The sequence below is a fragment of the Paenibacillus sonchi genome (genome assembly GCF_016772475.1).
GTDB classification, from domain to species: domain Bacteria; phylum Bacillota; class Bacilli; order Paenibacillales; family Paenibacillaceae; genus Paenibacillus_AQ; species Paenibacillus_AQ sonchi.
Genome location: NZ_CP068595.1, coordinates 4,299,026 through 4,322,906, shown reverse-complemented (window position 1 = coordinate 4,322,906; position 23,881 = coordinate 4,299,026). Strand labels below are relative to the sequence as shown.

Annotated in this window: 17 protein-coding genes and 2 pseudogenes; 10 read left to right on the top strand and 9 right to left on the bottom strand. The window is 53.0% G+C overall.

All coding sequences use genetic code 11. The features are described 5' to 3' along the window. Positions 1-240: 240 nt before the first annotated feature. The 3 genes and pseudogenes from JI735_RS19005 (at position 241) to JI735_RS18995 (ending at position 3,959) form a co-directional block, all read left to right on the top strand. The gene (locus JI735_RS19005) at positions 241-1,929 is read left to right on the top strand and encodes a glycoside hydrolase family 13 protein (protein WP_039834630.1); all 1,689 of its coding nucleotides are present in this window, start codon (positions 241-243) and stop codon (positions 1,927-1,929) included. A 150-nt stretch (positions 1,930-2,079) separates the two neighbouring features. Continuing rightward, a pseudogene (locus tag JI735_RS19000) lies at positions 2,080-2,939 on the top strand (AraC family transcriptional regulator). Between the two features lie 174 nt (positions 2,940-3,113). Beyond that, entirely contained in the window at positions 3,114-3,959 is an 846-nt protein-coding gene (locus tag JI735_RS18995; protein WP_039834628.1) for a DegV family protein, read from the top strand. A gap of 591 nt (positions 3,960-4,550) precedes the next feature. On the opposite strand, the gene JI735_RS18990 is transcribed toward JI735_RS18995, so the two are convergent. The 5 genes from JI735_RS18990 to JI735_RS18970 all read right to left on the bottom strand — a co-directional run bounded on the left by JI735_RS18990 (position 4,551) and on the right by JI735_RS18970 (position 9,912). Continuing rightward, positions 4,551-6,218 carry a PAS domain-containing hybrid sensor histidine kinase/response regulator gene (locus JI735_RS18990; protein ID WP_202676299.1) on the bottom strand — a complete coding sequence of 556 codons (1,668 nt, stop codon included), beginning with the start codon at positions 6,216-6,218 and terminating at the stop codon, positions 4,551-4,553. A 282-nt stretch (positions 6,219-6,500) separates the two neighbouring features. Further along, the gene (locus JI735_RS18985) at positions 6,501-7,208 is read right to left on the bottom strand and encodes an ABC transporter permease (protein ID WP_233182479.1); all 708 of its coding nucleotides are present in this window, start codon (positions 7,206-7,208) and stop codon (positions 6,501-6,503) included. Then, the gene (locus tag JI735_RS18980; RefSeq protein ID WP_202676298.1) at positions 7,192-8,109 is read right to left on the bottom strand and encodes an ABC transporter ATP-binding protein; all 918 of its coding nucleotides are present in this window, start codon (positions 8,107-8,109) and stop codon (positions 7,192-7,194) included. The genes JI735_RS18985 and JI735_RS18980 overlap by 17 nt, the downstream gene beginning before the upstream one ends. Before the next feature lie 142 nt (positions 8,110-8,251). Then, positions 8,252-9,187 carry a sensor histidine kinase gene (locus tag JI735_RS18975; RefSeq protein WP_039834618.1) on the bottom strand — a complete coding sequence of 312 codons (936 nt, stop codon included), beginning with the start codon at positions 9,185-9,187 and terminating at the stop codon, positions 8,252-8,254. Continuing rightward, complete coding sequence (locus JI735_RS18970; RefSeq protein WP_039834617.1) at positions 9,184-9,912, bottom strand: response regulator transcription factor; 729 nt, start codon at positions 9,910-9,912, stop codon at positions 9,184-9,186. The genes JI735_RS18975 and JI735_RS18970 overlap by 4 nt, the downstream gene beginning before the upstream one ends. A 142-nt stretch (positions 9,913-10,054) precedes the next feature. Between JI735_RS18970 and JI735_RS18965 the strand changes: the two genes are divergently transcribed. The 4 genes and pseudogenes from JI735_RS18965 to JI735_RS18950 all read left to right on the top strand — a co-directional run bounded on the left by JI735_RS18965 (position 10,055) and on the right by JI735_RS18950 (position 16,597). After that, entirely contained in the window at positions 10,055-11,026 is a 972-nt protein-coding gene (locus JI735_RS18965) for a phosphodiester glycosidase family protein (protein ID WP_202676297.1), read from the top strand. Further along, the gene (locus tag JI735_RS18960; protein WP_039834616.1) at positions 11,023-12,036 is read left to right on the top strand and encodes a bifunctional glycosyltransferase family 2/GtrA family protein; all 1,014 of its coding nucleotides are present in this window, start codon (positions 11,023-11,025) and stop codon (positions 12,034-12,036) included. The genes JI735_RS18965 and JI735_RS18960 overlap by 4 nt, the downstream gene beginning before the upstream one ends. A gap of 465 nt (positions 12,037-12,501) precedes the next feature. Then, positions 12,502-13,896 (top strand): annotated as a pseudogene (locus tag JI735_RS18955) (SpoVR family protein); the annotation flags it as partial. Between the two features lie 310 nt (positions 13,897-14,206). Continuing rightward, the gene (locus tag JI735_RS18950; protein ID WP_051051685.1) at positions 14,207-16,597 is read left to right on the top strand and encodes a transglutaminase domain-containing protein; all 2,391 of its coding nucleotides are present in this window, start codon (positions 14,207-14,209) and stop codon (positions 16,595-16,597) included. A gap of 121 nt (positions 16,598-16,718) precedes the next feature. On the opposite strand, the gene JI735_RS18945 is transcribed toward JI735_RS18950, so the two are convergent. Next, positions 16,719-17,612, bottom strand: coding sequence for an AraC family transcriptional regulator (locus JI735_RS18945; protein WP_039834614.1), 894 nt, complete (start codon positions 17,610-17,612; stop codon positions 16,719-16,721). A gap of 192 nt (positions 17,613-17,804) precedes the next feature. Between JI735_RS18945 and JI735_RS18940 the strand changes: the two genes are divergently transcribed. Then, positions 17,805-18,293 carry a DinB family protein gene (locus JI735_RS18940; protein WP_051051684.1) on the top strand — a complete coding sequence of 163 codons (489 nt, stop codon included), beginning with the start codon at positions 17,805-17,807 and terminating at the stop codon, positions 18,291-18,293. A gap of 290 nt (positions 18,294-18,583) precedes the next feature. Further along, positions 18,584-18,940: a hypothetical protein gene (locus JI735_RS18935; RefSeq protein WP_202676296.1), complete on the top strand. Its 357-nt coding sequence runs from the start codon at positions 18,584-18,586 to the stop codon at positions 18,938-18,940. Positions 18,941-19,283: 343 nt separating this feature from the next. Here JI735_RS18935 and JI735_RS18930 read toward each other — a convergent pair whose 3' ends face one another. Next, on the bottom strand, positions 19,284-21,179 hold the full coding sequence (locus JI735_RS18930) for a PrkA family serine protein kinase (RefSeq protein ID WP_039834612.1): 1,896 nt from the start codon (positions 21,177-21,179) through the stop codon (positions 19,284-19,286). A 175-nt stretch (positions 21,180-21,354) separates the two neighbouring features. On the opposite strand from JI735_RS18930, the gene JI735_RS18925 reads away from it, so the two are divergent. Then, positions 21,355-22,203, top strand: a complete 849-nt coding sequence (locus tag JI735_RS18925; protein WP_202676295.1) for a DUF2161 family putative PD-(D/E)XK-type phosphodiesterase — start codon at positions 21,355-21,357, stop codon at positions 22,201-22,203. Positions 22,204-22,274: 71 nt separating this feature from the next. Here JI735_RS18925 and JI735_RS18920 read toward each other — a convergent pair whose 3' ends face one another. Then, positions 22,275-23,048 carry a hypothetical protein gene (locus JI735_RS18920; RefSeq protein WP_202676294.1) on the bottom strand — a complete coding sequence of 258 codons (774 nt, stop codon included), beginning with the start codon at positions 23,046-23,048 and terminating at the stop codon, positions 22,275-22,277. A 25-nt stretch (positions 23,049-23,073) separates the two neighbouring features. Continuing rightward, a complete protein-coding gene (locus JI735_RS18915; RefSeq protein ID WP_039838381.1) occupies positions 23,074-23,769 on the bottom strand; it encodes an ABC transporter ATP-binding protein in 696 nt (231 codons plus the stop codon). Positions 23,770-23,881: the final 112 nt, after the last annotated feature.

Below are 23,881 nucleotides of genomic sequence, written 5' to 3'. Positions count from 1 at the left end.
TTCTATAAGTTGAACTGGAAAATTAAATCAGCAAGAAAGGTGGAGGGGAATTTGGAAGTGTAGGAGCGAACGCGTCCGCCTTTGTCTCCGGATTTCATCCGCTGCCAGCGGAATAATGAAAAAAGAAATCTGGAGACAACAGCGGCCGGAACTCCAAATCTTCCCTGGAGCCGACACTATTGCTGGTTTCATTTTAGGGCTCATTTTATCTTCCAATACCATTCAAAGGAGCTAATTCGCATGAACAGAACCTTTTGGAAAGAAGCCGTAGTCTATCAGATCTATCCACGCAGCTTCCAGGACAGCAACGGAGACGGGATCGGAGATTTGCGGGGGATTATCTCCCGGCTCGATTATCTGCACAAGCTGGGGGTCGATGTCGTCTGGCTGTCGCCGGTCTACAAATCTCCAAATGACGACAATGGTTATGATATCAGTGATTACGAGGATATTATGGATGAATTCGGCACCCTTGGCGACTGGGAGGAACTGCTGGACGGGCTGCATGCACGCGGCATCAAGCTGATGATGGACCTTGTCATCAACCATTCCTCGGATGAGCACGCCTGGTTCGTGGAATCCCGTTCCTCCAAGGATAATCCGTACCGGGATTATTACATCTGGCGGCCCGGCGGTCCGGCTGGCGCACTGCCGAACAATTGGAGCTCCATCTTCAGCGGCCCGGCCTGGGAACTGGATGAAAAAACAGGCGAATATTATCTGCATCTCTTCTCTCGCAAGCAGCCGGACCTCAACTGGGAGAATCCGGAGCTGCGTGAGGCGCTGTACAAGATGATGGCTTTTTGGCTGGACAAAGGGGTAGACGGGCTGCGGATGGATGTCATCAATATGATTTCCAAGGTGGAAGGCCTGCCTTCCGCCCATTATGAGGGTCTTGCTCCCGGCGAGCTGGCCGGCGGCGGAGAATATTATATGAACGGTCCGCGTGTCCACGAATATTTGCAGGAAATGAACCGGAAGGTTCTCTCCAAATATAATGTAATGACCGTTGGCGAGACGCCGGGTGCCACGGTAGAAGACGCCATCCTGTATACCGCTGAAGACCGGAATGAGCTGCAGATGGTCTTTCAATTCGAGCATATGGATGTGGACTCCGGCCCCGGCGGCAAATGGAATGTCGCCCCCTGGAACTTGACCAAGCTGCGCGATATCCTGCATAAATGGCAGGTAGGTCTGGCGGACCGCGGCTGGAACAGCCTGTACCTGAACAACCATGACCAGCCCCGGATGGTCTCCAGATTCGGCAATGACCGGGAATACCGCGTGATTTCGGCCAAAATGCTTGCTACCCTGCTGCATACGCTAAAAGGCACACCTTACATTTATCAAGGCGAGGAAATCGGTATGACAAATGTGCAGTTCCCGCAGCTTGAAGATTACAAGGACATTGAAATCCATAATATGTACAAGGAAAAGGTGACGGATGGCGGCGGCGATCATGAAGCCATTCTGAAGGCGATCCATACTAAAGGCCGGGACAATGCCCGCACGCCGATGCAGTGGGACTCCTCCCCCAATGCCGGATTTACCGAAGGAACTCCGTGGCTCAAGCTCAATCCGCGCTATGAGGAGATCAATGTGGAACAGGCGCTGGCTGACCCGGATTCGGTATTTTATTATTATCAGAAGCTGATCCGTCTGCGCAAAAACCATCCTGTTATGGTCTATGGCGATTATGAACTGCTGCTGCCGGAGCATGAATACATTTATGCCTATACCCGGACGCTGGAAGGGGAACGGTGGCTGATCTTGTTGAATTTCTGCGAACACCCGCAGACCGTAGATCTCCTGGATGAACTGAACGCTGTGACTGAAACGATCATCAGCAACTATCCTGAGGAGCAGCCGGCCATGGACCGGGAAACCCTGCGTCCTTATGAAGCCAGAGTCTGCCGGCTGGGGGGCTGACTCCTTCTCCACTCCTGGGCTATACTATAAGGAAGATGCTCTGCTGGATGCGGGGATGGGGTCTGACCTGACCTGTCTGCAACGAGCAGAGAATAACAGGACCACCCGGGAGCAGGCATGATAGGATGGGTTCAAAGGGAGATGGCAGACTTGGAATGGCTGATTCGTATGAAAGATGCACTGGATTACATGGAGAGCAGGATGACAGAGCCGCTGCGCATTGAGGATGTTGCCAAGGTGGCCCATGTCTCCCCGTTTCACTTCCAGCGGATGTTCGCCATGCTGACCGGAGTTACAGTGGCAGACTATATCCGCAAACGGAGATTGACCCTGGCAGCCCAGGAGCTGGCTATTTCAAAGATCAGGGTGCTCGATGTGGCGCTGAAATACGGATACGAGTCCCCCGAGGCATTCGCCAAAGCGTTCCGCAAGGCGCACGGGCTAGCCCCCTCCGCCGCGCGGGAGCCCGGGGTGCAGCTCAAAGCATTCCCCCGCCTCACCTTCCATCTATCATTGAAGGGAGATCAGGAAATGGAATACAAAATCGTAGAGAAACCTGCTTTTACTGTGATCGGCAAATCCATGGAGGTGACTACGCGGGACGGAGAAAATCTCCGCAGAATCCCGAGTTTTGGAATGAATGCAATGCGGACGGCACTTCGGATGAGCTGATTGAAATCGGTACGGGCAAAGATTGGCTCGGCATCTGTATGAGCATGGATATGGAGAAGGAGCTGCTGTCCTACTGGATCGGAGTCGAAGGCACACCTGAAACCGACCCGCAGGGATACGAGACCGCAGTGGTTCCGGCTGCAAGCTGGGCCGTATTCACTTCAGCCGGCCCGATGCCCCATGCGATTCAGAAGGTGTGGCAGCGGATTTTTCAGGAGTGGTTCCCGGGGACCGGCTATGAGCATACGGGCGGACCGGAGTTTGAGCTGTACCCGCCAGGCGATACGGGTGCAGAGGATTATGTCTGTGAAGTGTGGATCCCGGTGCAGAAGAAGTAGCCCTCCTACATTTATTTTCAAGATCAGCCGTCCGAAACGGCTGGTCTTTTTTCGCGGCTTCAGCGGCAAAACTATTATTTCATTTTGAGAATCCGCGCTGGCTTGGTATAATTACAGATTATATGGATCATATTATGGAAGTTTGTCATCCGAGAACCGGTGAAGGAGAAATTCATGTCTATCGTAAAAATCTTTTCAGACAGCACTTCCGATTTGCCGCAAGGCTGGAAGGAAACGTATGATATTGGCATCATTCCGCTGTATGTCGTATTTGAAGACGCTACTTACAGGGACGGGGTGGATATTACACCTGAGGAAGTGTACCGCCGGGTAGCCGCTCAAGGTGCCCTGCCGAAGACCGCAGCCCCCTCGCCCGCTGATTTCATGGCTGCCTTTGAGCCGGTAATCCGCAGCGGAGGAGACGTCGTCTATATCAGTCTATCCTCTGCTTTATCCTCTACATACCAGAATGCCCTGCTCGCGGCAGTAGAGTTCCCGGAAGGACGGGTGCATGTCGTAGATTCGGAGACGCTGTGCGGAGGGATTGCCCTCCTGGTCATGAAGGCTGCCCGTGCTGCCGCCAGAGGCCAAAGTGCTCCGGAGATTGCCGCTATGGTAAAAGAGTGCCGCAGCCAGGTGCAAACGGAGTTTGTTGTGGATACGCTGGACTACCTGTACATGGGCGGACGCTGCTCCGGCATGCAGAATTTTATCGGCAGCCTGCTGAAGATCCGGCCAGTGCTGCGTTTGATTGACGGCGCCATCGTGCCGGTCAGCAAGATTCGCGGCAAAAAGGAAAAGGCGGTCGAGCAGATGCTGCACCACGCCCTGGAGCATGCTATCACTATCGACAAAGAGCTTATCATTGTTGCCCACACCCTCGCGGAAGAGGATGCCAAGTATTTGGAGAAAGCACTGCGTGAGCAGACGGGTTCCGGCGAAATCGCCATCATTCACGCCGGCTGTGTGATTGGAAGCCACTGTGGTCCAGGTACCGTCGGTCTCATGTATATGCATTAGAAGTCACTGCATATCCTGATTGCCCGCACCACAAGTGGTGCCAGCAATAGAGTACGGACGGCAATTAGAGCAACAAAAGGAGTTACGATGCCTGGTCTGCACACCATCCATTTTTACAGGTAGACTACTTTATAGGGCATGCATATCTCCTTAGTCCAGGAGCTAAGTGGATTTTCTCCACCTAATTTTCACTATTTTGTTCTTTTTTAGAATTTAGGTGGAATGTATCCACTTACATATTAACAAATATCCAATTATAGCCCCAATGCTCCATTCCTGAATGAATTAAGTTTACTTTTTCCACCTAACTCACGGTTTTCTGCATATTTTGCTGGATTAAGTTTACTTTTTCCACTTAGCGATTGCGAGCTCTGACCAACGGCGGGAGATTCTGCACACAAACAGTCTGCCGCACAAAAAGTCTCCACGCAAAAAGCAGCAGGTCTCCGTCACTGGAGGCCTGCTGCTTTGGATTATAGGGCAATATGAATATGTGCTGTTTTCTGCAGCAGCTCCTGCGGGAAAGGTCCGCTGAGGCCTCCAGCCTCCGGCTGTCCGGCTGTCTGGCTGTCCGGTCACACCAGAACAGCCTTAAGGAGTGATATCCGCCTCAATCTCCTCCTTGATGAAGGGAAGCATGAAGCGGAAGGTGGAGCCCCGGCCTTCTTCGCTCTCTACAAAAATCGTTCCGCCCATCAGCTCCACCAGCTGCTTGCAAATGGCCAGTCCAAGCCCCGTGCCGCCGTATTTGCGGTTGATGAAGGGATGCAGCTGGGAGAAGGATTGGAACAGCAGATTCAGCTTGCTGTCGGCAATTCCCACCCCTGTATCCCGCACTGAAAATTCCAGCAGATACTCCGGCGAAGCCGGGAGCTGAATATTCTTCACGGACAGGGTAACGCTGCCCCGTTCGGTGAATTTCAGCGCATTGCCAACGAGATTGACAATAATCTGCCGCAAGCGGCTGGGGTCGGTAGTGACCATGGACGGCACACTGGTATCCGCCCACCACCGCAGCGCCAGCTTTTTCTCTTCCGCTTTGGGAGTAAATAAATCTATGATGCTCTCCATCATCTCGCGCAGATCAAATTTCTCCGACAGCAGCGGCATTTTCCCGGCTTCCATTTTGCTGAAATCGAGAATGTCATTCAGAATTTTGAGCAGGCTGTGGCTGCTGCTGCGCAGAATCTCGGCGTAGGTGCGCTGTTCTTCCTCAAGCTCCGTTTCCAGCAGCAGATCGGCCATCCCGATCATTCCGTTCATTGGAGTGCGGATTTCATGGCTCATCATCGCCAGAAAATCCGCTTTTGCCTGAGCGGCCTGCTCTGCTGTTTCTTTGGCCCGGAGAATCTCCCGCTCATTTGTAATATCGCTGAAGGAACCCACCACCCCGCATATCCTGCCTTTATGCATAAGCGGAGCAATCCGGCAGCTGACAAAAAAGCTGGTGCCGTCTTTCCGCCAGAAGATTTCGTCCCCTTTGCTGCGGGTACGGCCGTCCTGGAGAGTCTGCGCGATCGGAGATTCAATCTTCTGGTACCTTGACCCGTCTCCATGGATATGATGAACCTGCCCGGCAAAAGTCCGGCCAATCAGTTCAGCGGGAGCATATCCCAGCATATCTGCCCCTTCACGATTGATAAAAAATATTCTTCCCTGTGTATCCAGTCCAAAAATCCCCGCCGCAACAGAGTTCAGTATCAGGCCAAGATGCTTGTCTTCAGACATCTCCGGCGCCAGCTCCGCCTGCTGCTGTTCCGCTGCTGCCCCGATTGCGGCCAGCATCTCTTCATGCCCCGGTGCCCGGTCATCCGTCCATTCCAGGGGAGGCTCCTCCCGGGTGATGAGACTGCCGAGCCACTTTTCAACCTCAAGCGGAAGACCGCAGCTCTGGTCATAATGGATAATAGCAAATACGCCTGCGATTCCTTCCTCCGCTTGTATTGGCACATACGTAATGGCCGCTGGGCTGCTTCCGCTGCCCTCTTCCACCGGCAGCTCCACCCTGGAGCCGATGCCTCCAAGCGCTGCGGCAAAATGTTCCTCTCCGGGAGCCTGCGGCCGGGAACAGGACAATGGCTCAGGAAGCTCTACCTCCGCTTTTGCTCCAGCAGCCGCTTCAAAAGCACGGTTGCTCTCCACATAGTACCCCTGCCTGTCCAGCACAATTATCAGGTCGGGATGATGATCATATAATGCTTTATAGGCGCCTTCCCCGGAAAGCACCCGGTCCAGAATAGAAGACCATTCTATAGGCATAGCCCACCTCCTCTGCTGCTTCGATCCGGTGTCCTCATCTATTCAGAAACTGCGGTCTAACTGTCTATGTAATTTCAATCTGTACCCCGCTCGGAATTTGCTGAATAATACACTATTATAGCAAAAAAACCGCAGTTGGTCGCCATAAAAACATTGATGCCAAGCGGTTTTATAGCAAAAAAAAGTCCCTCCACGGATGCGCAGGGACGTACAGAACAACCCTGGCATCGCAACGGAGGAACTCTGGAAATGAAAACACTCGCAGGGGGAATTGAATTACATTCAGGCAATATCCTTCTGTTCGATATTCCGGATCGACAGGTAAGCGATGGCTACGCCAACCAGACTGAGGAAGATGGAGATCCCTACCAGATTGCTCAGCCGGAAGCCGCCAAAATCGGAGGAACTCACGCTGACAAACAGCACCGCTGTAACTATGGTAGCGGTTACGGATTTTTTACGCATTCCGATGTATAAAGGAATGAGTCCAATTCCTGCCGCAAATATCGCATCCATCCCCATCCGGAGCAGCTCTCCAGGAATACCAGCCCAATCCAGCTGTCCAGGAATCGCATGGGTGTAAGAGTTAATTCCAATCAGGAGGGCGCTAATCAAAATATCTGATATAAAAACGCTGAGCAGTGTAAAGAGGAACACGATGATAATTTTGGCGCCCAGGAGTTTTTTACGGGAGATCGGGTACATAAAGAGCAATGTAATGGTATTGTTCTTATATTCGTCGATCACCAGCTTGCTCAGCACAACCGAAGCAAACACCACAAAGGTCACTTTGACCATAACATACAAGCCTTGGAACATCTCTGCATAAGTCTTGAATTCCCCGCGGCCGCTGCCGTCCTCAGCGTCAACGTAAGTAAGCAGCAGCATAAAGCCCAAAATCATTAACACGGCAATGGCCACACCTTTGAGCATACCTGTTAGTTTGTTCTTACGGATTTCCAGTTGTATCAGCTTAAGCAATGCCTTCACCCCCCATCAGTTCCACAAAATGATCTTCCAGCGAATGATTCTTCTTACTCAGGCTTTCCAGCTCCACGCCCGCTTCTACCAGTGCTTTATTCAGTTCAAGCTGCTGCACGGCATCGTAAATGCGGATCGTCCGGGGGTCCAGCACCTTGAAGTTGGTAAGGCCCAGCTTGTGCTCCAGCACAACCACCGCTTTGCTGCTCTCTCCGGTAATCAGTTCGATGTATTGCGTGTTCTGGCTGCGGATCATATCCATCGCCACTTCCTCCAGTAAAATTCCGTCACGGATCACGCCGATGGTGTCGGCAACCTGTTCAACCTCCCCCAGAAGGTGGCTGGAGATCAGCAGCGTCATTCCATATTCCCGGCTCAGCATGCGGAACACTTCACGCATTTCCTTGATGCCCATGGGGTCCAGTCCGTTGATCGGCTCATCCAGGATGAGCAGCTCCGGTTTGGTCATTACCGCCCGGGCAATGCCCAGCCGCTGCTTCATCCCCAGGGAGAACTGCTTGACCGGCTTTTTGTCCACACCCTTCAGCTTGACCAGTTCCAGCGCTTCTTCCATGGCCCTTGCATCGTAGTACCCCATATACTCCCCGTGCAGCTGGAGATTTTCTCTCGCCGTCAGCTTGTCATAGAACACCGGATATTCAATAATGCAGCCCATGCGCTTCAGCATTTCATAGGAATGGTCTGTCATGCTCTCTCCAAAAAATTCGATATTCCCCGCTGTCGGCTTCACCAGATTGGTGATCATTTTCATTACCGTGGTTTTACCCGCCCCGTTCGGTCCCAGGAACCCGTAAATTTCGCCTTGCTTGACGCTCATATTCACGCCGCTAACAGCCTCTTTGCCTTGATACTCCTTGGTTAAATCCCACGTTCGCAATATGGTTGTCATTCCCGTTATCCCCTTTGGCTTCTTTGTTTGTCTTCCTGGTTCTTATTGTACACAGCGGAATTTTCTTTTTTATTACCTGAACCTTACAAAATTCTTAAGCTGCAGACATAAGCCCCGGGAAGCCGCCGGACCCATAAGAGCATCAGAAAGTCTGCCTGCGAAAAGAAAGCGTAAATGCTGTTTTGACATGAGGTTTGCTGCGCAAGGTAATACTGCCGTTCATCTGTTCTGTCAGCCGTTTGGTGATGGTCAGCCCCAGTCCGCTCCCCTGGTAATCGCGGTTGCGGGAATCCTCCAGCGTATAGAGCCGCTCGAAAACCTTGTCCTGGTCGCCTTCAGTGATGCCCTTGCCCCGGTCCCACACCTCTATGCACACCTGATCCCCGTCGCTGTACAGCCTAAGCCCAAGCACCCCGCCGGCATCCCCGTACTTGATTGCATTGGAGAGCAGATTCGACAGCACCCGGTCCAGTGCCTCTTCGTTGCCCATAATATACAGCGCCTCATCCGGGAGATCAATGTCCACTTCACTGCCCTTGGCATTGAGAATTTCGTAGAAGGAGAGAATGTTTCTCCGGCAGACCTCACCCAGCTCCACCCGTGACAGGGGAATGTCCTTATCCCCGCTCTCCAGCTTGGCCAGATCAAAAAAACTGTTCATCAGCCGGATTACTTCTCCTGCCTTGGCATGAATCATCCGCAGAATCTTCTCCTGCTCCTCCTTGGCCATCACCTGATCCTGAAGAACCGTTTCAATATAACCAAGTACCACCGTCAGCGGGGTTTTTAGATCATGAGAGATGTTCGCCAGCATGCTGCGCATGGACTTTTCCAGCTTGGCAAGCTCTACTGCCCCCCTGTGGTTGACGTCCAGCAGCCGGTTCAGGTCGGTAAGGAGCTTTTGCAGATGAGGATCGCTGTTGAACAAAAGCAGCCTTTCATGCGAGTCCCGGTCCATAATGTCCGTAAGCTTGGTATGGATATATTCGAGCTGGCGGGAATGCTCCCGCAAACGCAGGTATTGCCATAGGATCACGAGCAGAAGCAGCAGCACCGCCACACTCCAAAATGCAATCATTCCAGCACATCCCCCAGCTTGTAGCCAATGCCCCATAGTGTTTTGATGTACTCCGGCTTCGACGGGTCATCTTCAATTTTTTCACGCAATCTGCGCATATGTACATTAATGACATTCTCATCCCCGTAATATTCATCTTCCCAGACGCTGCTGTAAATCTGCGCTTTGGTATACACCCGTCCGGGACTGCTTGCAAACAGTCCCAGAATCTGGAACTCCTTGGCGGTCAGCTTGACCTCCTCCCCGTTCTTCAGCACCGAGAAATTATCGAGATCCACAGTGAGTCCGCGCAGTGAAATTATATTAGCCTTCTCCTGCACCGGAGCCGCTTCCTGGCCGGGACCTCCCACAGCAGCATACCCGGCCCGGCGGATTGCCGCCTTCACCCGCGCGGCCAGCTCGATCATCGAGAACGGCTTCGTAATATAATCATCCGCGCCGAAGCCGAGGCCCAGCGCCTTGTCCACATCACTGTCCTTCGCGGACATAATCAGCACAGGCACCAGGCTGTCCCGGCGAATCGTCTGAAGCACATCGCTGCCGCTCCGTTTGGGCAGCATGAGATCCAGCAGAACCAGATCATAACCCCCGCCGCGGTGAAAAAGCCTCTCCGCCGCATCCCCGTCGAATGCCGTCTCCACCTCATACCCCTCTTTTACCAAATACGAGCGCACCATTTCACTGATGGCCTCATCGTCCTCTATCAATAACACACGCTGTGGCATGTCCGAACCTCCCTGTAATTCAAAATATGCTGGTTAAAGTATACCATCAATCCAAATCATCCGGTCCATTTCTATTTCAGTTTCATTAAAGGTAGGCCAGGTATGATCATCTTAACAACTTACTTGATGAGGTGATCCTTCAATGATGAATAGGCGAAGAAAACATGCCTGGAGCTTCAAACGCAAACTGCTGGTCGTGATGATCGTGGTCCTCCTGGGTCTCGGTACAGTGATATATAGTCTCGCAGACCGTTACCTGATTGAACATGTCGAAGTTGTCGTAGCAGATGACACAGCCGCAGCCGACAGTGCAGGAAATGCAGCTGTGTCAGCAGCCGAAGACAATGCCTCAGCCGATGACTGGAATTATTCCAGCGACGCTATCCAGATCCGGATCGACCAGGTGCAGACCGGGTCCGGCCCGGACCAGATCACTTATTTTGTCGCAGACGTGGTCCTTAAGGATGCAAGCAGCCTGCGGGCTGCTTTTGCCGACAACAGCTTTGGAACAAATATCACGGAGAATACCTCGGAGATAGCCGCCAGCAACAATGCGATTTTTGCCATCAACGGCGATTATTACGGCTTCCGTAACGACGGGGTGATTATCCGCAATGGCACCCTCTACCGGGATGACCCGGTGCGGGATGCGATGGCGCTGTTCGGAGACGGGACGATGCAGACCTACAGCGAGGAAAAAGTTTCTTCGTCCGACCTGCTGGCGCAGGGAGCCGCCAACACGCTGTCCTTCGGGCCGATTCTGATTCAGGACGGCAAGATCGCCAGTGATTTCAGCAATGTCAAAATCGATACCAATTTCGGCAACCGCTCCATCCAGAATGCGAATCCCCGGACCGCGGTGGGCATGATTGCCCCGAACCATTATGTATTCGTCGTAGTAGACGGGCGCAGTGAAGGATATAGCCGGGGAATGACCCTGACCGAGCTGGCAAATGTCATGTCGGATCTCGGAGCCACCGAAGCCTACAATCTGGACGGCGGCGGCTCATCCACCATGTACTTCATGGGACGGGTCGTGAATAATCCGCAGGGCAAGAACCAGGAACGCGGCGTCAGCGACATTCTGTATATCAAAGAGGGGGCAACATCATGACTATACTGATCCCGGCTTATAAACCCGATGAACGGCTGCTGGATTTAATTGAACAGCTCTGCGATGATCAGCTTGGACCGATTGTCCTTGTAGACGACGGCAGCGGCCCGGCTTACCAGGGAATCTTCAACATTGCAGCAGCATTCGGCTGCACGGTTCTAACCCATCCGGTCAATTTCGGAAAAGGGCTCGCCCTCAAAACAGGGTTCCGGTATATCCGGGAGGCCGGGCTGCCAGACTATGTGGTCTGTGCGGATAGTGACGGCCAGCATCTGCCCCATGACATTAAGCGGGTTGCCCGGGTCCTCCAGAACCAGACCACTCCCGGAATCGTCCTGGGCAGCCGCCGCTTCAGCGGGACCGTCTCCCTGCGCAGCCGCTTCGGCAACTCTGTGACACGTGTTGTCTTTTCCCTGACTACAGGCACCAAAATTTATGATACCCAGACCGGTCTGCGCGGCTTCTCCCCTCAGATGCTGGACTGGTTGTGCCAAATTCCCGGCGAACGCTTCGAATACGAAATGAATATGCTGCTCACCGCCCATCGGGAGGGTTATACGATTACTGAAGAGTTTATTGATACCGTGTATCTGGATGATAACCAATCATCTCACTTCCGGCCTCTGGCGGATTCCTTCCGGATCTATCTGCCGCTTCTAATGTTCAGCACTTCATCGCTGGTATCGGCCCTGCTCGACTTCACCCTGTTATTCCTGTTCCAGCGTCTCACCCATAACCTGTTCCTGTCGGTTGCCGCCGCAAGATTATGCAGCTCCATCTTCAACTATTCCATGAACCGCAGATACGTGTTCACCGGCGGCAAGATGTCCAAGCTGCAACAGTCGCTGCCCAAATACTTTGCGCTGGTGCTCCTCGTGCTGCTGTTCAATTACGGGCTGCTCTATTTCTACAACGAAAAGCTGATCATCCCGCTCGCCGCCGCCAAGCTGCTTACCGAGGTCTCGATTTTCCTGTTCAGTTACTGGGCGCAGCGGAGGTTTGTGTACTGAGGAGGAGCCGACGATAGCTGGTTTGCAAAATCAATGAAGATAGCGGACGCTAGTTCTTGGCGCTGGAAGCTTCTGTCTGAGACCTCAGGATAGCTAACTGTATTCTGTACAGCTAAAATGCGGTCTAAACGCCTGTTTTTAGCTTTAAATGTATTTTGTACAGTTATAAAAGGCAACTTGAGTTGTTTTGCTCAAATGGGCAAAATTTAAGTGCACGAAGTACAGTTATCTTAGAATTGTGCTGATATTCCGTCCATTTAATTGTACAAAATACAGTTGCCGCTTAGGCGGACGGATATCTGGAACATCAGATCTACGCCTGCCTGTTTACATTCTCACTCCCCCATCATACTCCCCTCCCTCCTCCCATATACATTAAAAGAACAATTCCGGATGCGGCCGCAGCACCTTGGCGGCCTTGTCAGAATAGGTTGCAGCATAAGCCCAAGCTGGAGGGAGAGATGGATTCATGCCCGGAGATGAGATTCAGGCGCTGGAACGGGCGATTGCCGAAATTACGGAGATTGCTTCCGGGTTTGGGCTGGATTTTTACCCGATGCGTTATGAGATATGCCCCGCTGACATCATTTATACGTTCGGTGCTTACGGAATGCCTACCCGGTTCGGGCACTGGAGCTTCGGCAAAAATTTTCACAGGATGAAGTCGCAATATGATTTTGGACTGAGCAAAATCTATGAGCTTGTCATTAACTCCAACCCCTGCTACGCCTTCCTGCTGGACGGCAACTCACTGGTCCAGAACAAGCTGATTGTCGCGCATGTCCTCGCCCACTGCGATTTCTTCAAAAACAATATGCGCTTCTCCATGTCCAACCGCGACATGGTCGAGAGCATGTCGGCCACGGCGGACCGGATCGCCGATTATTCAGTGACTTACGGTATAGATACCGTGGAGAGCTTCATCGATTCCGTGCTGGCGGTTCAGGAGCATATCGACCCCAGCCTGATCCAGCCCCGCAAGCTGGGCAAGTCCCACCTGCTCGAAGCCAAAATGAAGGAGCGCAAGGACGCTCCTCCCGGGGCAGCAGCCCGGCCAATCCCTACGAGGAACTCTGGGATCTGGAGAACAGCAAGGCTGCCGGCCCGGAACCGGAAACGGCCGGAAAACGCAAGTTCCCGCCCGAGCCGGAGAAGGATATGGTCTGGTTCATCCAGCAGTATTCAACGGCGCTGGAGGATTGGCAGCGCGACATCATGACCATGCTGCGTGACGAAATGCTCTATTTCTGGCCCCAGATGGAGACGAAGATCATGAACGAAGGCTGGGCTTCGTATTGGCACCAGCGGATTATGCGCGAGCTGGATCTGACACCTGAGGAGACGGTGGAATACGCCAAGCTCAATTCCTCGGTCGTTCAGCCCTCCCGGCAGAGCCTGAACCCTTACTACCTGGGGCTGAAGATCTTCGAGGACATCGAGCGCCGCTGGGACCGCGATAAAATGTTCGAGGTCCGCGAGCTGGACTCGGACATCTCTTTTATCCGCAGCTATCTGTCGAAGCAGCTGGTCAATGATCTGGATCTCTACGTCTTCGAGAAGAAAGGCCCGGAGTGGAAAATCACCGACAAGGCCTGGGAGAATGTACGCGACCAGTTGGTGCTGGCCCGGGTCAACGGCGGCTCACCCTACCTGGTCGTCCAGGATGCAGACTACGAGCGCAACGGCGAGCTGCTGATCGTCCACCGCTACGAGAGCATTGAGCTGGATCTGAAATATCTGGAGCGCACCCTGCCGCACATCTATGCGCTGTGGGGCCGCACTGTCCATCTGCAAACCGTGGTGGAAGACAAAAAAGCCCTTTTTACCTATGACGGCAAAAAGGTACAGCGGCGGTTTATGTAGTCTTCTCTTCGCTGCCCGCCGGGCTATTCCCTATACAAACTGAACTCGAGATTTTCCGATTTTGGGATTGGCCGTGACTCCAGAGAATGTTTGGAATATAGTTACCTCATCCCGCCCTCCTGACCCCCTGCTACCCGGCAGGGGGTATTTAAATTAAATTTACTCCAGCAGCTTAAATATAAATTATCCCATTTTTGTTTTAATAGTATCGGAATGGGTTATATATCTTCTGTTATTTATAATGGGTAATTATGGATCAATCCATAAATTAGGCTCATCCAGACAAACCAGACGGGAGAGGACATTAGTGAAAGTGCAAGTGAAACAATTGGCAATGATTATGCTCATCATGTGTGTAGTTTTAACGGGCTGCATGGGAGGCAGCAGCGAAGCCGGCCCGCAGCCGTCACCCGCCCCGCAAGCCAGTGCGGCTGCAGAGACAAAGCAACCTTCAGGGAACCCTCTACCGGACGCTTCGCAGACGGTGTACGATCTGAAGCAGAAGTACGATACAGACAATAATCCGGGCATTATGCCAATGTACAACGTTGATCAGGATATGGAATTTATATTCAGGTTCAATACGGATCTCGGACCAGAAGCTATTGGACATACGCTGTCCGTACATACCGATATCAAGGCACTGCCGGAGAGCAAGGTGGGGACCCTTGAAGATTCACAGCTTGTAGATGGCAAAAGCGTATACTCCATCAAGCCGCTTGGCTTTGGTGTACTCGCTTCCGATTCCCTGCGCGAAGCCGGAGGCAGCTCCTGGGGGAACGCCCCCGTATACTACATCCGGCTCAACTATGACCTGGATGCGGCAACACCTACTCCGCTGAAGCAGCCGATTATCATTCCGTTTACGGTGAAATCGGATCTGCCTGTGCCGAATCTGCAGGCCGACATCAGCCCTGACGGCAGACTGTCACTGGTCTGGAGCGAGGTGCCGGGAGCAGAGAGCTACAATATTTACAATGCTTCGCATATCACGATGGAGAATACCAATGAGGCACTGAGCGGCGCGGAGCAGGGATATGCGGATCAGCGTCCGCTGCTTATCGCGACAGTTCCCGGCACTTCTTTTAACGATTTCATGAAGGACGGGCGCGGCGCGCTTGGTATTGTGGATGAGACAATCACGAGCCTCCAGAACAACAATGTTCAAGGTGAATATTACGTAACCGCCGTTCAGGGAGACAAAGAGTCCAAGTTCAGTGCCTCGGTGGATACTGTTGCGCTGTCCAAACAACTGCCGCGTACCGTGGCTTCCGAAGATAATTTCAATCTGAATTTGTTCAAGAGCGCCGGGGAACTGCCCAAGACAGTCCCGATCCAATATATTGACGGCTCCAAAGCCCCGGCAACTGTTATTTACGACACCGATTCCATCACCATTCAGCAGTCCGGTCCAACCGATGTCCAGTTCTCCATTCAAGGCACAGCGCTAAAGGGGTATGTCCAGGTTGAGAAGTTGACGGATGCGGATATTGCGAGTCTGGCGGCTGCCCAGAGCAAAGGGGCCAATCAAGGGTATGTGGAACCCAAGAATAACACGGATTATGTTCCTGCACCCGATGTGCCGACCATCATTGACAATAACGGGAATGCCGGCGAATCCGGTGATAATGTCATTGACCAGCAAAAAGAAAATACCCGCAGCAAGGTAGACGAAGGGAACAAGCAGGCCGTACCTGCGTCAAAGATACCGGCAACCCTGATTCATGCGGACTCTGCTCTGGAAGAGTATCTTGCCTTGAATCTGATAAGCGGGAAGACCGAAATTTCACTGCAGGCCTTCCCGGAGGCGCAAAATGCACGCACCCTGATGGATGAAGTGGAAAAAGTAATCTACCAGAACCCGCTCATTCTTGGATTCCGCGGTTACAGCTACGACTATAAGACCCTGACTCTGCATACAGAGTTCGATGATCCTGCCGAGGTCATCTTGTCCAAACAGCTGGAAATCCTCGCAGAGGCAGACAAAGTGATTGCAGCCGCCATCAAGGACGGCATGAACGCAGATGAGAAGCAGATGGCAATCTACAATTATTTGAATGACAACACCACCTACGACGATGCCGCGCTGGAGAATGCCAAGCAGCAGCAGTTCAAGAGTGTGGATGCCAAGTTCAACGATTCCTTCAGTACCTACGGCATTCTGGTCAAAAAGGTTGGCGTATGCATGAGCTATGCTCACACCTTCCAGCTGCTCTCTGACCTGGCCCAGGTCCCTTCGATGGTGGTCACAGGAACGATGGACGGCGTGAATCACGCCTGGAACAAAGTGAAGATCGGCGGGGAATGGGTCAATGTCGATGCGACCAATAACGAGACCAATTCCGGACTTCCGTATCTGCTCTACAATTCCAACGATGCCACCGCCGCCAATGTAGATTATGTCATGGACAACTCCTCCTGGCTGGACCATGAGCTGTCCCAGTTCCAGGCAACCAGCAATGCCCACGATTATTACGTGACCCATGGCCTTGAGGCCGATTCGCTTGAAGCCTACAAGACCAAGCTGGCCGAGCAGTTGAAGCAAGGGAAGACCCTGGTTGTGCTGCGCGTCCTGGCCGATACCGACAGTGCGGAGCTTACGCAGAAAACCGCCGAGGTCATTAAGCAATATGATGCAAGCAAGCTGGCCAATGCAGGTATGATCGAATTAGGAAGCTACGTCGCAATTCAGCTGTAGGCTATAAAAAGAACGCCAAAAGGCAAGCTCCCTCCAGCGGGGCCTGCCTTTTGGCGATTTAGGATGAATAGGATTAAGCTTGACGGCTGTAGTATAACGCAGCTCCGCAGCTCCAAAGTTCCTATTTTCCCGCCCGCTCCTTCACAGGAACATAAATCTCCATCACCGTGTCCACCCGGGAATGACAGCGCTCGTCGTAAAACTCAAAGTTGAGCTTGCCTTCATCGTAGATATATCCGCTGCCGGGAAACCACTCTTCAAAAATATACTTCCAGGTGCTCTTGATGGTCTGCACGAACTCTTCCTGATCCTTCCCTTCGGAGGTATCCACTGGCGGTGTGGTGAACACGGCATATTCAGCTTCAGGTACATTAACGGTTAACATGTCATCGATGACCCGGCTGAAGTCCTCCACAATGACACCGAGCAGATAAACAGCATTTCCGCTGTCAAAAGCCGGAATACACAGCCCCACTTCTCCATGCTTGGGCGGATTCAGAAGCTCGTACATTTTGGCTTCCAGATTTTCTCCTTCATAGTGGCTCCAGAACGATGCAATATCCTTCGTATAATTCCCTTCCGCTACATTCGTTTCTATGCCGTAGCCTGCAACCTTGAATGCAGGTTTCTGTACAATCACTGGATTCATCATATAACCTCCAATTTCTATTTTAGAGCCCATCCGTAAAAAGCCTTCCATCCGCGCCGCATACTGCGTGGGACTGTAGCCAAAAGCTTTGCGGAACGCCTTCGCGAATCCGCTCTGCGTCTCAAAGCCATAATCCAGCGCAATCTCGATAATCCGCTTGCCGCTGAACAGTTCGACTGCGGCCAGGGACAGCTTCCGGCTGCGCACATACTCCATCACGGACATCTCTTTGCATAAGCTGAAAACCCGGCTGAAATGATACAACGAATATCCGGCCTCTGCTGCGATCTCATCGGCAGTCAGATTATTCTTTATATTTTGTTCGATATATTCAATGCTTCTTTCGATATCCTTGCTGTAATTCACTGAGTCACCCAGCCTTTCCCCGATCGGTGATTTTATTATAGCAGCCGGCTGTTAAGCGGGCTGTTCCTGTTTTGCTAAGCTGCGCTCCGCAGCACCTTGTCCTAAACCTGACAGGCTGCAGTCAAGTTCCATGAGGTATAGTTAAGATACAGAAGAAAAATCTGGATATACATTTGAACTGGAGGTCATTTCATGGCAGCGAAAACGAACGAACAGCTCGTGTTTGAATTTCAATCTCTAATCCCCTACATCCAATCCCTCGCTACCCTGGAAGACGCAGATTGGGAAACCCCGGTCGCGGCCGGCAAATGGACCTTAAAAGAAATGCTGTGCCACATTACGCAGTGGGACAAGTATTTTTATGAGGAGGCTTTCGCCAAAATACAGAATGGCCAGCCGCTGGCCAGCAGGCATCAGAACTTCGATGAGTTCAACGCCCGCGCCATCGAATATGCCAAGTCGCTGACCACGCAGGCAGCCATCGGGCAATTCGTGCTATACCGGACCAAAATCCTGGAGACCGCCGCGGGATTGAGCGATGAAGAATTCACCAAGGCTTATCTGGACGGAGATGGCAAGAAATTCAGTATCCGGGGATATCTGAGAGACTTTATTCCCCACGACAAACACCATAAGCGGCAAATGGAGCAATATCTAAAAACGATGAAAAGCGGCAAGTGAGAGTAACGGAGGGAATTGGGGACTGCAGGAGCCGTAACGGCGAATACGTTTTTCTTAAGAAGGGTATCAATTCAACTCTACTATGAATAGGCTGTTATCATTAATTAAATAATGGAGGTATCCCCTATGACCCAAGGGAACGAATATCTTAACAGCCAAATGAATTCACCTGCATATCCTTATTCCCCCGTTACACAACTTTCCCCTATTCTCACTACTACCATCTCGTCCGTTCAGAAAGCAGCCCGGCAGACAGCCAAAACCCCAAAAAAGAACTTGTAAACGGCTATATGAACGCAAATGTTGGCAGCGGACAGGGCGTTCACGTCAATACCGGAGGCGAAGTGGGCGGCAAACACGGCATTGGCTTAAATGCCGGCGGCAGCTTAGCCCATAACGGCGCGGGTATGCATGCCAGCGGCCATATGGGCGCCCCGGCTTACGGAATACATGCGCAAGGCAATACCCATCTGAACACCAGCCAGGGACTTGGAATCAATGCCGAAGCCCAGGCCTTAGGCAAATACGGAGTGGCAGCTCAGGCAAAAACACAGCTCGGCGGCGGTCAAGGCGCCGGATTCCAAACGGGGGCGCAGCTCGGGGAGAATATGGTCTGCAGGCCAATGCAGAAGGCCACCTGGGTCTAAGTCAAGGCGCCGGCTTCAATACCGGGCTTCAGCTCGGCGGGGACAATGGCCTCGGTGCACAGGTACAGGCACAGCTCGGCGGCGGCCAAGGAGCAGGCCTAGGAGTCGCCGGACAGGTAGGCAAATATAATGGGCAGTTAGGCTTTAACATCGGCGGCAAGGATAAGGAGTCTTAGGGAGCAGAACTGTCTGAGGATTAATCCGGTTCGGGCTCTTTAGAGCAGGAGGGGGCGGCCAGCCCCCGTCCTCCTGCACCGTATCCATACGAGTACACCTGTTATGGGACAAGCCTATCCAGAAAAAGGACCGCCAGCAGGCAGTCCGTGCAATTTTTTCTGATACCTCAGCGGTTCAACAGGCTTCCGACATATTTCAGCAGCTCATTGGCGCAGATCGGGCAGTAGCCGTGGTCGTCGATCAGGCGTCTGGAGACTTCGTTGATACGCTTGAGCTGGCTTTCATCCGGCGTTTTGGAGGAGGTGGTGATTTTGACGATATCCTTCAGGTCGGCAAACAGCTTTTTCTCAATGGCTTCCCTCAGCCGGTCATGGTTGTTGTATTCGAACTTTTTACCTTTGCGGGAGTAGGCGGAAATCCGGATCAGAATCTCTTCGCGGAAGGCTTTTTTGGCATTCTCGGAAATGCCGATCTGCTCCTCGATCGAACGCATCAGCCGCTCATCCGGCTCCATTTCCTCATCCGTCAGCGGATCGCGGATTTTGGTCCAGTTGCAGAAAGCTTCGATGTTGTCGAGATAGTTCTCGAACAGCGTCTTGGCGGATTCCTCAAAAGAGTAGACAAAAGCCTTTTGCACTTCGCTTTTGGCCAGAATATCGTATTCCTTCCGGGCAATGGAAATGAAGTTCAGATAACGCTCGCGCTCTTCCTTCGTAATCGAAGGATGCTGGTCCAGGCCGTCCTTGATCGCCCGCAGCACATCCAGCGCATTCATGCATTTCAGGTCGTTTTTGATCAGCGCACTGGAAATCCGGTTGATGACATAACGCGGATCAATGCCGGACATGCCTTCGTCCAGATATTCCGTCTGCATTTCCTTGAGATCCGCTTCCTTATAGCCTTCGACCTCTTCGCCGTCGTACATGCGCAGCTTTTTGATCAGATCCATGCCCTGCTTCTTGCTCTCCTTAAGCCGGGTCAGGATAGAGAATATCGCTGCGGCCCGCAGCGCATGCGGGGCAATATGCACATGCTTCATGTCGCTTTGGGCGATGAGCTTGGCGTAGATTTTTTCCTCTTCGGACACTCTCAGATTATAGGGGACCGGCATGACAATCATGCGGGACTGGAGTGCTTCATTCTTTTTATTGGAGATGAAGGATTTATACTCTGTTTCATTGGTATGGGCAATAATCATTTCATCTGCAGAGATCAGCGCAAACCGGCCGGCCTTGAAGTTCCCTTCCTGGGTCAGTGACAGCAGGTTCCAGAGGAATTTCTCGTCGCACTTGAGCATTTCCTGGAACTCCATCAGCCCCCGGTTGGCCTTGTTCAGCTCCCCGTCGAAGCGGTAAGCGCGCGGATCGGATTCCGAGCCGAATTCGGTAATGGTCGAAAAGTCGATGCTGCCCGTCAGATCGGCGATATCCTGCGACTTCGGATCGGACGGACTGAAGGTCCCGATCCCGACGCGCTCCTCCTCCGACAACAGCACACGTACCACTTTTACCTGTTCGATGTCGCCGTGATATTCATTTTTGAGCCGCATCTGGCAGGAGGGGCACAAATTGCCTTCGATGCGGACCCCCAGCTCCCGCTCAATCTCCGGGCGCAGCTCCAGCGGAATCAAATGCAGCGGGTCCTCATGCATCGGGCAGCCTTCTATGGCATAGACCGCTCCTTCATCCGTCCGCGAATACTGCTCCAGCCCGCGCTTCAGCAAAGTAACCAGCGTCGATTTGCCCCCGCTGACCGGTCCCATCAGCAGCAATATCCGTTTGCGCACATCCAGCCGCCGGGCGGCGGAATGGAAATACTCCTCCACCAGCTTTTCTACTGCACGGTCAAGTCCAAATATCTCCTGCTCAAAAAACTTATACCTTTTGCGGCCGTTGATTTCCTCTACGCCGTGTGACTTGATCATGTCGTATACGCGGGAATGAGCCGTTTTCGCGGGAGAGGGGTCTTTTTTCAGCAGTTCTATATACTCCTTGAAGGTGCCGCTCCACGCCAAACGGTCGTTCTCAGCCCGATACGAAGCTATACGCTCAAATATATCCATTGCTCGCTGCCTCCTCTTGCGCTCCTACTTGCTCCACCAGCTTAGAAAGTGTATTACATAACTATGCGGTGAGCCTGGAATAGTTGACCTCTTTTTTGCTGTGCTATAATAGAGCAACGCTAAAAAAACAGGGAAAATGCATATACCTTAAAAATAGGGCGCAGGAGTGACAACAATGGCGGTTAAGCATGAAACGGAGCTGTATGCTCCTTTGAAGAGTTTTTTTGAGAAGCAGGGTTATGACATCAAAGGCGAGGTGCGGACCTGCGATCTGGTGGGCCTGCGGGGGAATGAAGAGCAGCCGCTGATTGTGGAGATGAAAAAATCGTTCAACCTCGCCCTGCTGCTGCAGGGGGTTGAACGGCTGCGGCTCAGCCCGAACGTCTACCTCGCGGTAGAACGCGTCCGGGACAAAAAAGGCGCGGTGAACCAGCGCTGGGGCGAGCTTACCGGGCTGTGCCGCCGCCTCGGCCTCGGGCTGGTCACCGTGGTCTTCTACAAGACCAAGGCCCCGCTCGTCGAGGTGCTCGCGGAGCCGGGCGACGCGCCGCCTCAGGTCCGCAGCGGCGCAAGACGGCGCGAGCGCCTGCTCTATGAGTTCCGCGAGCGCAGCGGGGACTACAACACCGGAGGCAGCACGCGCGTCAAGCTCGTGACGGCCTACCGCGAGAAGGCGCTGCGCGTGGCCGTCGCGCTGCAGGCGGCCGAGGCCGAAGCCGCCGAGGCGGCCGGAAGGCGCGCTGCGCGGAGCGGCGCGCCAGGGGCAGACGCAGCAGCGGCCGGCGCTGCTGCGTCTGCCGGGGGCCCGGCGGCTGCGCCCGGCCGGGCGGAGGCACCGCGCGGCGTGACCCCCGCCGAGCTGCGCAAGCGAAGCGGCGTGCCCGGCGCCGCCGCGTTCCTGCAGAAGAACTACTACGGGTGGTTCTTCCGGGTGGGGCGCGGCCGCTACACGCTCACGGCCGCCGGAACCGCGGCGCTGATCGAATACGCCGCAATCGCGGAGATCAGCTCGGGCAAGCTGTAGACCGCTGCGTTTTAATAGCATTCACACTTTTTTGTTCACAGCCTTCCCGCTACAATCTTAGCCCGCTGCGCTTATTTCCCGAGGATTTCATACTTCCGGGAATTGAACAAATACCGGCCGATGGCTCCCGCAACCAGCGCTACCAGAAGGTTCATGCCCACAGAGGACCATTGAATCGACTCGTTGATATCGGCCGGCTGGACCCGGCTGACCGGGCTGACCGTAAGCAGGTTCGCATATTGCTTGAAGGTCTCCGCTGCGGACGTTCCGATGCTCCAGTGCCAGCTGTTCCGGACCACCAGCGCAAATTGAATGCCGACCACCAGGACCATTACAAGAGCTATGCAGAGATGGCTGAGCAACGGTTTGCGCAGTCTTTTGGCAGCGGCAAGTGCCAGTCCCATCACAGCCAGACCGGCAGGAATGCTGCACAGCTTGGACAGCACCAGATAAGCGATGCCCAGAGCCGGGTTGTCCGAATGCATGATCCGCTGCGGATACAGGCCTGCCGGATTCACAAACACATCAAGTAAAGAGGGAAGCCACACCAGGATAAGCCCCAGCATAAAAACCGCCGACTTCACACCGAACAATGCCGAGGTTCTAAGGGGCAGCAGATGATTAATCGGCATGGTGCCGGTAAAAAACTCGCGGTAATAATCCAGATAGATGTATACAGGCAGCAGAATGCCGATCACCATGTTCACCAGAAGAAAGACAAAGGACAGATCCTGATCCTGGCTGAACAAAAAATACAGATTCGTAAGCACGCTGATTCCGGTGAATGCCGCGAAGACGGCGCAATGTTTCCGGCATTCCAGTTTGAATTGGTTAAGTTGAACCATGAAGCTCTCTCCCTTATTTTTGAAATCATCCGACCAGCTGTTTAAAAATCTCCTCGATAGGCATCCCGTAATCCCGCTGCAGCTCCCCTATCCCTCCGTACAACTGCACCCGGCCTTCATTAACAATTGCTATATCCGTAAACAGGCTTTCGACATCATGAATGAGATGTGTGCTGAGCAGTATGGAGCTTTCCGGGTCAAAATGGTCCAGGATGATCCGCATGATCTTGTCCCGTGTCGAAGGGTCCACCGCTGCCAGCGGCTCGTCCAGAACATACAACTTCGCTTTCCGCGCAAAGACGAGGGAAATACTCACACGCTCCTGCATCCCCTTGGACAAATTCTTCACCTTTTCCTTGGGGTCCAGGCCTAGCTCTTCAATCATGGCGTAAGCCATATCCAGCTGAAAGTCAGCGAAGGAGTTCCGAAAGAACGAGATACACTCCTCTATTGTCATCCAGGGATAAAGAAATTCACGGTCAGGCAAATAAGACACGATCTTCTTGGTATCCAGGCCGGGCCGTCGTCCGCAGACGGTAATGGACCCCCGGTAATCGCGCAGCAAGGATACAATCAGCTTCATCAGCGTAGTTTTCCCCGCTCCATTCGGACCCAGCAATCCTACAATCCGCCCCTTCGGCAGGGTGAGATTCAGATTGTCCAGGGCCACCTTTTTGCCATACCTTTTGGTCAGGTTGCTGCACTCCAGCACGTTCTCCATCACTTGCATCTCCTTAGCTGTGTATTCTGCTTCTGCTTTCCATTTTGCACCAGTCCCTCTGCTTCTTTTAGACGCCCGCCACCGCCCAATCCCCGCAGCCTGCATCAAATTC